The 12,823-nt window shown below is 69.8% G+C and carries 13 protein-coding genes; 4 read left to right on the top strand and 9 right to left on the bottom strand.

The genetic code is table 11. From position 1 onward, the window contains the following. Positions 1 to 6 precede the first annotated feature (6 nt). Complete coding sequence (gene glyA, locus ACFFJD_RS08890; RefSeq protein WP_382363233.1) at positions 7 to 1,299, bottom strand: serine hydroxymethyltransferase; 1,293 nt, start codon at positions 1,297 to 1,299, stop codon at positions 7 to 9. Positions 1,300 to 1,309: 10 nt separating this feature from the next. Continuing rightward, positions 1,310 to 2,536 carry a DUF885 domain-containing protein gene (locus ACFFJD_RS08895; protein WP_382363235.1) on the bottom strand — a complete coding sequence of 409 codons (1,227 nt, stop codon included), beginning with the start codon at positions 2,534 to 2,536 and terminating at the stop codon, positions 1,310 to 1,312. Positions 2,537 to 2,583: 47 nt separating this feature from the next. Between ACFFJD_RS08895 and coaA the strand changes: the two genes are divergently transcribed. After that, on the top strand, positions 2,584 to 3,525 hold the full coding sequence (gene coaA, locus ACFFJD_RS08900) for a type I pantothenate kinase (RefSeq protein WP_382363237.1): 942 nt from the start codon (positions 2,584 to 2,586) through the stop codon (positions 3,523 to 3,525). Here the strand turns inward: coaA and ACFFJD_RS08905 are convergent. The 5 genes from ACFFJD_RS08905 to ACFFJD_RS08925 are packed head-to-tail and all read right to left on the bottom strand — an operon-like array spanning position 3,522 to position 6,570. Beyond that, a complete protein-coding gene (locus ACFFJD_RS08905) occupies positions 3,522 to 4,160 on the bottom strand; it encodes a hypothetical protein (protein WP_382363239.1) in 639 nt (212 codons plus the stop codon). The genes coaA and ACFFJD_RS08905 overlap by 4 nt on opposite strands. 48 nt (positions 4,161 to 4,208) lie before the next feature. Next, positions 4,209 to 4,952 (bottom strand): SDR family oxidoreductase, encoded by a 744-nt coding sequence (locus tag ACFFJD_RS08910; RefSeq protein ID WP_382363241.1) that lies wholly within the window; start codon positions 4,950 to 4,952, stop codon positions 4,209 to 4,211. A gap of 35 nt (positions 4,953 to 4,987) precedes the next feature. Beyond that, complete coding sequence (locus tag ACFFJD_RS08915) at positions 4,988 to 5,254, bottom strand: hypothetical protein (RefSeq protein WP_382363243.1); 267 nt, start codon at positions 5,252 to 5,254, stop codon at positions 4,988 to 4,990. Between the two features lie 44 nt (positions 5,255 to 5,298). Further along, positions 5,299 to 5,787, bottom strand: coding sequence for a Cys-tRNA(Pro) deacylase (gene ybaK / locus ACFFJD_RS08920; RefSeq protein ID WP_382363245.1), 489 nt, complete (start codon positions 5,785 to 5,787; stop codon positions 5,299 to 5,301). Continuing rightward, positions 5,788 to 6,570, bottom strand: a complete 783-nt coding sequence (locus ACFFJD_RS08925) for an isoprenyl transferase (RefSeq protein ID WP_382363247.1) — start codon at positions 6,568 to 6,570, stop codon at positions 5,788 to 5,790. 60 nt (positions 6,571 to 6,630) lie between these two features. On the opposite strand from ACFFJD_RS08925, the gene trhA reads away from it, so the two are divergent. The 3 genes from trhA (at position 6,631) to ACFFJD_RS08940 (ending at position 9,434) form a co-directional block, all read left to right on the top strand. After that, positions 6,631 to 7,302 carry a PAQR family membrane homeostasis protein TrhA gene (gene trhA, locus ACFFJD_RS08930; RefSeq protein WP_382363249.1) on the top strand — a complete coding sequence of 224 codons (672 nt, stop codon included), beginning with the start codon at positions 6,631 to 6,633 and terminating at the stop codon, positions 7,300 to 7,302. 27 nt (positions 7,303 to 7,329) lie between these two features. After that, complete coding sequence (locus ACFFJD_RS08935) at positions 7,330 to 7,884, top strand: hypothetical protein (RefSeq protein ID WP_382363251.1); 555 nt, start codon at positions 7,330 to 7,332, stop codon at positions 7,882 to 7,884. A gap of 92 nt (positions 7,885 to 7,976) precedes the next feature. Next, positions 7,977 to 9,434 carry a PepSY-associated TM helix domain-containing protein gene (locus ACFFJD_RS08940; RefSeq protein WP_382363253.1) on the top strand — a complete coding sequence of 486 codons (1,458 nt, stop codon included), beginning with the start codon at positions 7,977 to 7,979 and terminating at the stop codon, positions 9,432 to 9,434. Positions 9,435 to 9,459: 25 nt separating this feature from the next. On the opposite strand, the gene ACFFJD_RS08945 is transcribed toward ACFFJD_RS08940, so the two are convergent. Both ACFFJD_RS08945 and ACFFJD_RS08950 read right to left on the bottom strand, forming a co-directional pair. Next, positions 9,460 to 10,542, bottom strand: a complete 1,083-nt coding sequence (locus ACFFJD_RS08945) for a 3-deoxy-7-phosphoheptulonate synthase (protein WP_382363255.1) — start codon at positions 10,540 to 10,542, stop codon at positions 9,460 to 9,462. A gap of 244 nt (positions 10,543 to 10,786) precedes the next feature. Next, complete coding sequence (locus ACFFJD_RS08950; protein WP_382363257.1) at positions 10,787 to 12,775, bottom strand: thioredoxin domain-containing protein; 1,989 nt, start codon at positions 12,773 to 12,775, stop codon at positions 10,787 to 10,789. Positions 12,776 to 12,823: the final 48 nt, after the last annotated feature.

The raw sequence follows: 12,823 nt of genomic DNA on the forward strand, positions 1-12,823 counted from the left end.
CGACGATCAGCGTCCGCTCATCATTCCCCAGTCCTCCAGACCGGAGTAGAGGGGCACGTCCAGAGCCAGACGGGACACGCGGGCGCGCAGCGCCGTGATGTCGGCGTCCTTGCCCGCGGCCAGCGCGGTGGCGATGATGTCGGCCACCTCGGTGAACTCGGCGTCGCCGAAGCCGCGGGTGGCCAGCGCCGGCGTACCGATGCGCAGACCCGAGGTGACCATCGGCGGGCGCGGATCGAAGGGCACGGCGTTGCGGTTGACGGTGATGCCGACCTCGTGCAGCAGATCTTCGCCCTGCTGGCCGTCCAGGGCCGAGTCACGAAGGTCCACCAGCACCAGGTGCACGTCGGTGCCGCCGGTGAGCACGGTGATCCCCGCGCCGGCGACGTCGGCGCCGGTCAGCCGCTCGGCCAGGATCTGTGCGCCCGACACGGTGCGACGCTGACGCTCGGCGAACTCCTCGCCGGCCGCGATCTTCAGCGCGGCGGCCTTGGCGGCGATGACATGCATCAGCGGCCCGCCCTGCTGGCCGGGGAAGACCGACGAGTTCAGCTTCTTGGCGAACTCCTGCTTGGCCAGGATCAGACCCGAGCGCGGACCGCCGAGGGTCTTGTGGACGGTGGTGGAGACGACGTCGGCGAAGGGCACCGGGTTGGGGTGCAGCCCGGCCGCGACCAGACCGGCGAAGTGCGCCATGTCGACCCAGAGCTTGGCGCCCACTTCGTCGGCGATCTCGCGGAAGGCCGCGAAGTCGAGGGTGCGCGGGTACGCCGACCAGCCGGCGACGATCACCTTCGGCTGGGTGTCGCGCGCGATCTTGCGCACCTCATCCATGTCGATGCGGAAGTCTTCCTTGCTGACCCCGTAGAAGTGGTTCTCGTACAGCTTGCCGGAGAAGTTCAGCCGCATGCCGTGGGTGAGGTGACCGCCGTGGGCCAGGTCCAGGCCGAGCATGCGCTCCCCCGGCTCCATCAGCGACATCAGCACGGCCGCATTGGCCTGCGCGCCCGAGTGCGGCTGGACGTTGGCGAACTCGGCGCCGAACAGTTCCTTGGCGCGATCGCGCGCGATGTCCTCGACGACGTCGACGTATTCGCAGCCGCCGTAGTAGCGGCGACCCGGGTAGCCCTCGGCGTACTTGTTGGTCAGCACGCTGCCCTGCGCCTGCAGCACCGCACGCGGCACGAAGTTCTCCGACGCGATCATCTCCAGGGTGTCGCGCTGTCGCGACAGCTCCCCGTTCATCGCCGCAGCGAGATCAGGATCCAGCTCGGCCAGGGACTGCGAAAACTGAGTCATGGCGACCAGTTTAGGCCCCGAGCTCAGCACGCAGAAGCGCCGGGGTCAGCGGCTCGTCGAGCAGTCGGCCGAACCGGTCGAGCCGCGTCTGACCCGGCGAGACGTCATCGAGCCAGCCGTCGAGCAATCGGTAGCCCTCCACGTAGGTGGAAATGTACGCGCGCCACAGCGGCGAGGTGAGAAAGCGCAGCATCTGGTGCGCCCGATCGGCGGGCACCAGCAGCCACCGCTGCAGGAACCGAGCCACTTCCTCGGCGTCGACGTGCCGATCGTGCAGGGCCAGCGCCGCGTCCTGTCGTACGGTCAGCAGCTCGCCGGTGGCCGCCGACAGCGCCCGCGCCCGTTCGGCGTCGAAACGCAGGCCGAAGTCGGCATAGATCTCCGCGGCCCAGTCCTGCCACCGGTCGCCCTGCGCGGCGACGAGCGCATGGTCGGCGAGGCCCTCGGCCATCAGGCACTGCGGGGTGTTCACCAGGAAGATGGTCTGCTCCCGCTGCCCGTCGCCCTCCACCAGCAACTGCTCCTTGCGGCAATGCTCGGTGTGATGACCGGGGTACGCCTCGTGCGCCACCAACCCCGGCAGGCCCGAAAGGTACTGCGGCAGATCGGTATTGATCGCCACCGTCGAACGGTAGTCGCCGAGGTAGTAGTTGAAGCCCGACCACGGCTTGTCCGAGACGATCTCGAACTCGATGGTCTCGGCGGCGGGCAGGCCGAAGCGGGCGCGCACCCGCTCCCGCAGTGCGCCGCTGATCTCATCGACCAGCGGCTTGACCAACGCGGGCGGAATCTCCTCGCTGCGCCGATGCGCGATGTAGGCCTCCCGCAACCGTTCCCCGGTGGCGCCGGGCACCCCGAGGGCCTCCGCGATCCGCGCATGCGCCCGCGCGTACCGGTCCTCGTCCGCCGAGGCGATGTCGACGTCGAAGTAGGCCCGGACCTCGTCGACGAAACCGATGTCCTCACCGGCGAACTTGCGGGCCGAGCACTCCAGGGCGCGCAGGTGCGCACCGACGAACTCTGCACGCTCGGGCGGCAGTCCGCCGGGCAGCAGCGCGCCCAGGTCGCGGGCACGTCGCGCCAGCGCGGCGGGGTCGGGTGCCGGCGCGTTGTCCACCTCCACCCGCAGCGCCGGGTCCCCGGTGTACGCATCGACGAAGCCGGGCTCCACGCGGTCGAACGCCAGGCCCAGTCGCAGGTACTCGGTCACCAGGTCCGCCGCCGTGTCGATGCTCATGGCAACCAACGCTACCGACCCCGGGCGGGGCCTGTAAGGTGCCTGCCATGGCGCGCCTATCCAGCGATCGCGACCCCGGTCTCTACCTCGAGTTGGACCGTCGCCAATGGCGTGAACTCCGGCGATCGATGCCGATGGTGCTCGACGAGCACGACCTCGAACAGCTCGTCGGCCTCGGCGAGCAGATCGACCTCAAGGAGGTCGCGGAGGTCTATCTGCCGCTGTCCCGTCTGATCCACCTGCAGGTGGAGGCCAGGCAGCGACTGTTCGCGGCGACGTCGACCTTCCTCGGCGAGCGCCAGCGCAACCGCCAGGTGCCGTTCGTCATCGGCGTCGCCGGTTCGGTGGCGGTCGGCAAGTCGACCACCGCGCGTGTGCTCGCCAAGCTGCTGTCGCGGTGGGAGTCGCATCCGAAGGTGGATCTGGTCACCACCGACGGCTTCCTCTACCCCACCGCCGAGCTGCAGCGCCGCGGCCTCATGCACCGCAAGGGTTTCCCGGAGTCGTACGACCGTCGCGCACTGCTGCGGTTCGTCACCGAGGTGAAGTCGGGCACCGAGTCGGTCCGGGCGCCGGTGTACTCGCACGTCTCCTACGACATCGTGCCGGGAGCCTTCCACACGGTGAACCAGCCGGACATCCTGATCCTGGAGGGGCTGAACGTCCTGCAGACCGGCCCCACCCTGACCGTCTCGGATCTGTTCGACTTCTCGATCTACGTCGACGCGAACCTGTCGCACATCGAGGACTGGTACATCTCGCGTTTCCTGCAGATGCGCACCACGTCGTTCGCCGACCCGGCGTCACACTTCCACTTCTACGCGTCGCTGACCGACGACCAGGCCACCATCGCCGCCCGGGACATCTGGACCTCGATCAACCGGCCGAACCTGATCGAGAACATTCTGCCCACCCGTCCGCGGGCCACGCTGGTGCTCCGCAAGGACCGCGATCACTCCATCAACCGGGTCCGCCTGCGCAAGCTCTAGTCGGCCGACTCGGTCAGGTACGCCGGCCACGACGGCAGATCGGCGACCGGCGAGATCTCCCGTCCCTCGACGGTCGGCGCGCGCAGCAGGGTGTCGAGGACGGTGCGGTCGACGGCGCTGACGTACACCGAGTCGTGGTAGATCGGCTGAGTGATCGCGATCGATTCGTCGTCGTTCCACACCGCCACCGGGAAATGACGGCCGCTCTCCTCGGTGAAGTCGGCGAGTTCGCGGGCGGGCATCCGCAGTTGCAGCAGATTGCCCTGCTCGATGAACTCCGCGGCGGCACCGGTGGCCGGGCGGCACCGGTCCGCGAACTCCGCGGTCTCGGCGTATCCCGACCAGACCAACACGTTCACGTCGTCCCCCGCCCCGAACAGGGTTTGCAGGGAGGCGACGGTTTCCGCGTCGACCATGCCCATCGGCTGCTCGGGCCGCCGCCGGACCGGCGTGCCGGCGACCGCCTCCCGGAACGTGGTGCGCGCGCTGAGCACCGACGGGTCGGACTCGGCCCAGCGAATGGTGCCTTCCGGGTCGTGCAACCGGATCAGGGAGAACACCCGCACCACCGCGGTGTCGGGTAGGACGTATCCCGCCACTCGCTGCTTGTTCCGTCCGCTCTCGAACAGGCCCACGACGATCTCCTCCAGTGCTCACACGCTCACGCGCCCTGCCTGTCGAGCCTACGTGGAATCGGCCAACCAGGTCTCGGCAGTCGTGACGGTGGTGATCACCTCGCCGGTCGGGAGCAGCCCGCCCCGGCGAATGGCCGGGCCCCCGAAGTTGATGCCGATCACCCAGCGCGGCGCACCGTCGCGGTCGGCGATCCGCCGCGCCAGGTTGCACAGGTCGATGCTCTCCGGACCCGCCACCTGGATGTCGCCGGACGGCTGCACCACCGCATCGGCCATCGCCTGCGCGGCGTCGGCGGCCGAGCAGGGCTGGGACAGCATGTGCGGCACCACCGCCACCGGACCCAGGCGCACCGTGGACAGCAGCTGCCCGGCCAGTTCGAACCACTGCGCCGAGCGCACCATGGTCACCCGGTCGCCGAGCGCCTCGCGATAGACGCTCTCTTGGACGGCCTTGCCCTGGTAGTAGCCGAATTTCGCGTTCACCGTCGGCGACGCGGCGTTGATGATCGACAAGCACACCAGCCGTGCGACGCCCGCGCGGTTCATCGCCGCGACCACGTTGCGGGAGGTGACGCCGAAGAAGTCGCGAGCGCGGCCCGCGCTCTGGGTGTTCAGGTTGAGGCAGTCGACCACCACGTCGGCCTCGGTGAACGCCTCGTCGAGGCCGGTCCCCGCGTAGGCGTCGACACCGTTGCCGCGATGTGCCGGCACCACCTGGACGCCGCGTTCGGTCAGGGCGGCCGTCAACGCGCGGCCCATCTGGCCGCTGGCCCCCAACACCACTGCTCGCATGCTGCGTTCCTTTCCCTCGGTGCGTCCCGCAAGGATCAGAGCTTGCCGAAGGCGACCCCGCGCCAGCCCCAGCCGTCGGCGAGGACCACCTGCTGCAGCGGTTCCTTCAGCTCGGAGGTGTCGAACTTGTAGTCGTAGACCACCCCGAGGCGAAGATCCTCCTCCCGGAAGGCCACCGCTCGGCCGAAACTGACTTCCTTCTTCTGTCCGCGGAAGGCCTCGGCCGCCATCGACAGCCGCGGCACACGCTCGGCGCCCTTGGGCGCGGACTTGTTTCCGGTGAGGAAATCGAACATCCCCATGGCGATCCTCCGAACGACGTGTGCCCGTGAGGCTACTCGCGAAATCAGTCGACGGCGATGGGTGCCACCCTCGCCCCGGTCACCGCGATGAGATCGGCGGGCGCCAGCTCGATCTCCAGTCCGCGCTTACCGGCGCTGGTCAGCACGCGGTCGTGCCCGCCGGCGGAGGCGTCGACGACGGTCGGCAGCGCCGTCTTCTGGCCCACCGGAGACACCCCGCCGAGCACATATCCGGTGGCGCGGGTGACCTGCGCGGCCTGCGCCATCGACACCTTCGGCACCGCGAAGGCCTTGGCAGCCGCTTTGAGGGACAACTGTTGCGGGACGGGCAGCACCGCGACCCCCAGCCTGCGGTCGCCCAGATCCACCACGAGCGTTTTGAAGATCTGGCCGGGTACCACCCCGAGGCGCTCACTCATCACCGCGACCGCCTCGGCCCCGTAATCGGTGTGCCTGCGGTCGTGGGTGTACTTGTGCACCCGATGCGCGATCCCCGCGGCTTCCAGCGCCGCGATCGCCGGAGTGGCCGCCATCTACTTTCCGTACCGGCGGCCGCGGGCGGCGAAGTCGCGCAACGCACGCAGGAAGTCGACCCGCCGGAACTCCGGCCAATAGGCGTCGGTGAACCACATCTCCGAGTACGCGCTCTGCCACAGCAGGAAGCCGGACAGTCGCTGCTCGCCGGAGGTGCGGATCACCAGATCCGGATCGGGCTGGCCGCTGGTGTACAGGTTCGCATCGATTCCGGCGACGGTGACCTCGTCGATCAGTTCCTCGGCGGTGGCCCCGGCCGCCACCTTGGCGCGCAGCAAGGCCTGCACGGCGTCGACGATCTCCTCGCGTCCGCCGTACCCCACCGCGACGTTGACCGTCATGGCTGTGCGGTCCCGGGTGCGCGCCGCGGCATCCCGCAGGCGTTGCGCCACCGCATCGGGCAGCACGTCGAGATTGCCGACGATCCGCACCCGCCAGTCGCCGGGTGCGTCGGCGATCTCGTCGACGATGTCCGGCACGATCTCCATCAACGCATCGAGTTCGTCGGAGGCGCGCGCCATATTCTCGGTGGACAGCAGGTACACGGTGACCGTGCCGATCTCCAGATCCGAGCACCAGCCCACCATGTCGGCGATCCGCTTGGCGCCGACGCGGTGACCGTGGGCGACGTCCTCGAAGCCGGCCTCCCGCGCCCACCGGCGATTCCCGTCGCAGATGATCGCGACGTGGCGCGGAATACGATCCGGGTCCATGAGCTGGATCAGGCGGGATTCATAGACCTGATAGAGGCCGCCGCGCACACGATCTGGGATCAGTTTCACAGGCAAGATCTTACTCACGCAGCAAGCTACCGGCGCGAAACTTACGGTAGCGTAGGTTTCATGACGAGCACGATCGCGACGTCGCGCGAAGCGGCCAAGCCCCGCCTCCGCGGAGTGATCCACAAGTACGCGGCCTTCATCGCCGCGGCGGTGGGCATCGTGCTGATCGTCGGCACCGCGATGCAGCGCAGCGCACTCGACGTGGCGGGCATCTGCGTTTACGTCGTCGGGATCACCGGCCTGTTCACCACCAGCACCGTGTACCACCGCATCCACTGGATCAAGCCGGCGCACCAGGTCGCGATGAAACGCGCCGATCACTCGATGATCTTCGTGTTCATCGCCGCCAGTTACACACCGTTCTGCCTGATGGGCCTGACCTCCCCCATCCGATGGTGGGTGCTCGGCACCGTGTGGATCGGCGCCCTCGCCGGCGTGGCCCTCAAGGTGATCTGGCCGGGTTCGCCCCGCTGGCTGGGCGTGATCGCGTACATCGTCTTGGGGTGGGCGATCGTCGCGGTGGCACCGGCGCTGCTGCACAACGCCGGCGTCACGGTCTTCGTGCTCCTGGCCGTCGGCGGCCTCTTCTACAGCGTGGGCGGCGTGCTGTACGCCCTGCAGTGGCCCGAACCCTGGCCCGGCGTGTTCGGCCACCATGAGGTGTTCCACGCGTGCACGGCCATCGCCGCGATCCTGCACTACATCGCGGTCTGGATCCTCGTGATCAGTTAACCGATCACCTGCGCATAGACTCAGCGCGTGCCCACGCCCGTGCGGCCGCTGCAGCAGCGCGCCGACCTCACTCCGATCGCGCGCCTTCGCGCGGCCGTCGTGGGCGCCACCGGGGCCGGGACCGGAATCCTGGCGCACGCGCTGGGTCACGGTTCCCTGCCGGGTATCGGCGGACTCCTCGTGGTGCTGGCGGCCGGACTGGGTCTGGGCCTGGTCGCCGTCGGCAACCGCACCGCGCCACGCACCGCCTCCCGCACCTTCCTGCTGGCCCTCCTCGCGGGCGGCCAGGTGCTGGTCCACCTGTTGCTGATCGCCCTCACCGGCCACCACCAACAGCTGATCACGGGGCCGATGGCTCTCGTGCACACGGTGGGAACGCTCGTCGCCTTCGGCCTGATCGTCACGGCCGAGTCGCTCGCGATCGCCGCCGCCGGCCGGGTCCGGCAGGTGTACGCGCTGTGCACCTCGGGCCCCACCGTCGAGCAGAATCCCGCGATCGCGATTCCCGCCCCGATCCGTGCGCCGCAGCGGCTGCGGCAGTTGGGCACCGTCGGCACCCGCGGCCCACCCGTCCTCGTCTGAGCACCTGATCTCTCTCCGACGACCCGCGACGACGGCTGAACGCCTCGCTGCGCGGGCCGTCGGCTCCTGCTTCGACGAAAGGCGATCTCGCCGTGTCTACACCCACCTCCACCGCGCCCGTTGCGGGCGCGCCTCCCCGCCCTTCCGGCGGCACCAAACGACTGCTTCGGCGGCTCCACTTCTACGCCGGGGTGGTCGTCGCCCCGTTCCTGCTCATCGCCGCGATCAGCGGCGGCCTCTACGCGCTGGCCCCGACCGCGGAACAGGTGATCTATCGCGCCCAACTGACCACCGACTCCACCGGACCGGCACAGTCCCTGGCCGAGCAGACGGCGGCGGCGGTCGCCTACCGCCCGGACCTGACGGTGTCCGCGGTACGACCTGCCACCGAACCGGGCCGCACCACCCGGGTGCTGTTCAATGATCCGTCGCTGCCCGAGTCGACCAGGCTCGCCGTCTTCGTCGATCCGGAGACTTTGCGGATCGCCGGCGAACTGCCCAGCTACGGCAGCAGCGGCTCCCTGCCGGTCCGCACCTGGATCGACGGACTGCACCGCGATCTGCACCTCGGCGAACCCGGTCGGCTCTACAGCGAGTTCGCCGCCTCGTGGTTGTGGGTCATCGCGCTCGCGGGTCTCGGGCTCTGGATCGCCGCGTACCGACGGCGACGCCGTGCGCACGGCTCCGCCCGACTGGCGACCGTGGACCGCACGGCGCGTGGACGCGCACGCAACACCAGTCGGCACGCCGTGCTCGGCGTGTGGATCATCGTCGCCCTCGTGTTCCTGTCCGCGACCGGCCTCACCTGGTCGCGATTCGCGGGCGAGAACGTGACCCAGTTGCGGGCGGCGCTGCACTGGACGCAGCCGGTGACCGACACCCAGCTGACCGCTGCCGACGGCGGCGACACCGGAACCGCGCAGGGTGACCACGGCGGCCATGGTGATCACGGCGGTGGAGCCACCGGAGCGAGCAGCGACAAGGAACTGGCCGCCGACAACGCCGGCTACGTGGACACCGCGCTGGCCCTGGCCCGTTCCGAGGGGATCGGCCGCACAGACGCGGTGGAGATCTCCATTCCGGCGCAGCCGGACACCGCGTTCACCGTCACCGAGGTCCGGGCCCCCTGGCAGTTCTCCCCCAACACCGCGGTGGTCGACCCGGCCGCCGACCGCGTGGTGGCGGTGAACTGGTTCGCCGACTGGCCGCGTGCGGCGCAGTTGGCCAACCTCGGGATCGCACTGCACATGGGCGTGCTGTTCGGCCTGATCAACCAGCTGGTGCTGTTCGCCGTCGCCGCGGCCCTCGTCGCGATCATCGTCCTCGGCTATCGGATGTGGTGGCAGCGGCGACCGCGGGGCAGCGCCCGGCCCGGCCGGGCTCCGGCCCCCGGTGCCCTCCGCTCGCTGCCGTGGCCCGCGGTCGCGGTCATCGCGGTGGTAGCGGCCGCCGTCGGCTGGTTCATCCCGCTGCTCGGTTGGCCGCTGCTGGCGTTCCTCACCGTCGACGTCGCCGCCGGACTGTGGCGACGCCGCGCTAGGGAGAGCTAGCACCCTCCCGCACGGGGCGGGGAGGTCAGCGTCCGGCGCGCGCCAAGGCGGCGAGCACGTCGGCGCTGGCCTCCCACCCCATGCACTTGTCGGTGACCGACTGGCCGTAGACCAGGTCCGCTGCGTCCACCGACTGGGCGCCCGGCACCAGGAAGCTCTCCAGCATCACGCCGCTGATCACCCGCTCCGAGCCCGCCTGCCGGGCGTCGGCCACCATCTGCGCCACCTCGACGGCGACCTGCGCCTGCCGCTCGTGGTCCTTACCTGAGTTGGCATGCGAACAGTCGATCATCACCTTCGGCGACAGGTTCGCCTTCGTCAGGCTCTGCACGGCCGACGCGACGGACTCGGCGTCGAAGTTCGGCCCGCCGGTGCCGCCGCGCAGGATCACGTGGCAGTCCTCGTTGCCCGCGGTCTGCACCACCGCGCCACGACCGAAGTCGTCGACGCCGAAGAAGACGTGCCGGCTGGCCGCCGCCTTCGCGCCGTCGATCGCCACCTGCACATTGCCGTCCGTCCCGTTCTTGAAGCCGATCGGCATCGACAGCCCGGAAGCGAGCTGGCGGTGCACCTGCGACTCGGTGGTACGGGCGCCGATCGCGCCCCAGGCGACGGCGTCGGCGATGTACTGCGGGCTGGTGGGCTCGAGGAATTCGCAGCCGACGGGCAGCCCCAGGTCGATCACGTCGAGCAGCAGCTTGCGCGCCATCCGCAGGCCCTTCTCCACATCGAACGACTCATCCATGTCGGGGTCGTTGATCAGGCCCTTCCATCCGACCGTGGTGCGCGGCTTCTCGAAGTAGACGCGCATGACGATCTTCAGGGTGTCCGCGTACTGGGTCGCCAGCGGGGCCAGGCGCCGCGCGTAGTCGAGAGCCGCCACCGGATCGTGGACCGAGCAGGGGCCCACCACCACGATGAGCCGGTCGTCGCGCCCGGCCAGAATGGCGGCGATCTCCTCGCGGTCGCGTGCCACGATCTCGGCGCGGCGGGCGGTGAGCGGCAACTCGTTGCGCAGGCTGTCCGGCGACGGGATCGGCGCGAAAGCGGTGACCCGACGATCGGAGGTCGAGGTGGAATCCGCCGCGGAGGTGGGAGCGATGGTCATGAAACTGCCTTTCGGGTTTTCGGCTGAAGTAGTCCGGTCCGGGTTCCCGAGAAGCTGTGCGTGCCCGGAAACGACGAAAGCAGCGACCATCAGGTCACTGCTTCGGCTCCGGGATCTGTACTGTGAGCGCGATTCAGCGCTTCATAGCAGGCTCACCCGGAGCCTGGCATAAAACGCCAATAGGCGACACGCACGGTGTTGATCACGTCGTCGACGTTAGCACAGCCGCCAGATGCGGGTCGGCTCAGCCGAACGTCAGCTCCCCGACCGAGGTCACCGGCAGGTCGCAGACGCTGCCCCGGCAGAGGTAAGCGGCGTCGGCGCCGTCGACCGGACCGCGATCCAGCAGGAGCGGCAGGCTGTCCCGCGTCCCGGCCACCACCACGGTCCCGCCCGGCGCCGCCCGGCGTACCGCGGCGGCCAACGCGCCGTCACTGTCGGCCGTCTGGGCGACGGCCACCTGCAGCGGACCGGACAGTCTCGCCAGCGCGACGGCGAGCCAATGCCCCGCCGAGCGCGGCATCTTCTCCAGGATGAGGCCGGACCGCGTGAGCGACTGGTCGCACAGGTCGGCGTAGCGCGCCGCTTCATCGTCGGCCGCCAACAACGAGGCGGTCAGCAGCGCCTCGGCGAGCAGTGACGCTCCGGCCGGTGTCGCACCGTCCACCGGATCCCGCGGTCGGGTGATCAAGGTTCCGGCCGGCGCATCGAAGTAGGCGCCGGGGGCGTCCGGGTCGGCGAAGCCGTCGATCGCCTCGTCGAGCAGGGTCAGCGCGTTGTCCCGCCACCGCAGTTCGCCGGTGACCTGGTGCAGCGTCAGCAGCGCCGTGACGAACGCGGCATGGTCGTCGAGCGCCGCCGGCGGCGCACCCACCGAGCCGCCCAGCGATACGCGGCGCAGGCCCCCGTCCACGCGATGCAGTTCCCAGAGGGCGTCCGCGCACTCGACGGCGCGCTCGATCCATGCCGGTTCGCCGAGCGTCGCGCCCGCTTCGGCGAGCGCAGTGATGGTCAACCCGTTCCAGGCCAGCACCACCTTGTCGTCGCGTGTCGGTTGCGGCCGCCCGGCACGTGCGGCGAGCAATCGCGCGCGCACCGAGGCCAGCCGGTCCGTGTCGGCAGGGTCGTGGCGCAGCTGCAGCGTCGAAGCCCCGTCTTCGAAGGTCCCCTGCGCGGTGACGGTGAAGACTTCCGCCGCCCAGGCGCCGTCGTCGGCGCCCAGGACCTCGTTCAGCTGCGCGCGAGTCCACACGTATGTGAGGCCCTCGACACCGTCGGTGTCGGCGTCCAACGACGAGGCGTAGCCGCGCCCGGTCCACAGCGACTCGTTCAGGAAGCCGATCGTCTCCGCGGCGACTCGTGTCGCCAGGGGGTCGCCGGTGCGACGCGCGAGGTGCGCGTAGGCGCGCAGCAGCAACGCGTTGTCGTAGAGCATCTTCTCGAAGTGCGGAACCACCCATCCGGCGTCGACGGCGTACCGCGCGAAGCCACCGGCGAGCTGGTCGTAGATCCCGCCCCGCGCCATCGCCTCGCACGCTCGCTGCGTGGCTGCCAACGCGTTCTGGTCGCCACCGAGTTCGTTCGCGCGCAGCAGGCCTTCGAGGGCGGCCGACGGCGGGAACTTGGGAGCGCCACCGAATCCGCCTGCGGCGTGGTCCTCGTCGGCCAGGACGGCGGCCACCGCCGAAGCCAGCAGTCGTCCGTCGATTCCGGGCCCGGGCGGCACCGCACCGGCGTTGGTCCGGAGGTGGGCGGTGACGTCGGCGGCGACATCGTGCACCTCGCCGCGGCGCTCCTGCCAGGTGCTGGTGATGGCGGCCAAGATCTGGCCGAATCCGGGCATGCCGCCCCGCGGCTCCGGCGGATAGTAGGTGCCGCAGTAGAACGGTTCGCCGTCCGGGGTGAGGAAGCAGGTCATCGGCCAGCCACCCTGGCCGGTCATCGCCATCATGGCGGCCATGTAGACCGCGTCGATGTCGGGCCGCTCTTCGCGGTCCACCTTGACGCAGACGTAGCCAGCGTTCATCTGGGCTGCGACCGCCGGATCATCGAACGTCTCGTGCGCCATCACGTGGCACCAGTGACAGGCCGCGTAGCCGACCGACAGGAGGACCGGCACGTCCCGTTCCCGTGCTTCGTCGAATGCCTCGTCCGACCATTCCCGCCAGTGAACCGGGTTCTCGGCATGCTGGCGAAGGTACGGACTCGACGAGTTCGCGAGAAGGTTGGTCACGACCAGGCTCCTTACCGGTAGCCAGCTGATCTTCAGTTCCGGAGGCCT

The organism is Gordonia phosphorivorans (genome assembly GCF_042432625.1).
Classification (GTDB): Bacteria; Actinomycetota; Actinomycetes; order Mycobacteriales; family Mycobacteriaceae; genus Gordonia; species Gordonia phosphorivorans.

Bases quoted from the DNA above. Each gene is read 5' to 3' on its own strand.
- ACFFJD_RS08945 (WP_382363255.1), bottom strand. From the start codon at position 10,542: ATGACCATCGCTCCCACCTCCGCGGCGGATTCCACCTCGACCTCCGAT.
- glyA (WP_382363233.1), bottom strand. From the start codon at position 1,299: ATGACTCAGTTTTCGCAGTCCCTGGCCGAGCTGGATCCTGATCTCGCT.
- ACFFJD_RS08895 (WP_382363235.1), bottom strand. From the start codon at position 2,536: ATGAGCATCGACACGGCGGCGGACCTGGTGACCGAGTACCTGCGACTG.
- coaA (WP_382363237.1), top strand. From the start codon at position 2,584: ATGGCGCGCCTATCCAGCGATCGCGACCCCGGTCTCTACCTCGAGTTG.
- ybaK (WP_382363245.1), bottom strand. From the start codon at position 5,787: ATGGCGGCCACTCCGGCGATCGCGGCGCTGGAAGCCGCGGGGATCGCG.
- trhA (WP_382363249.1), top strand. From the start codon at position 6,631: ATGACGAGCACGATCGCGACGTCGCGCGAAGCGGCCAAGCCCCGCCTC.
- ACFFJD_RS08910 (WP_382363241.1), bottom strand. From the start codon at position 4,952: ATGCGAGCAGTGGTGTTGGGGGCCAGCGGCCAGATGGGCCGCGCGTTG.
- ACFFJD_RS08915 (WP_382363243.1), bottom strand. From the start codon at position 5,254: ATGGGGATGTTCGATTTCCTCACCGGAAACAAGTCCGCGCCCAAGGGC.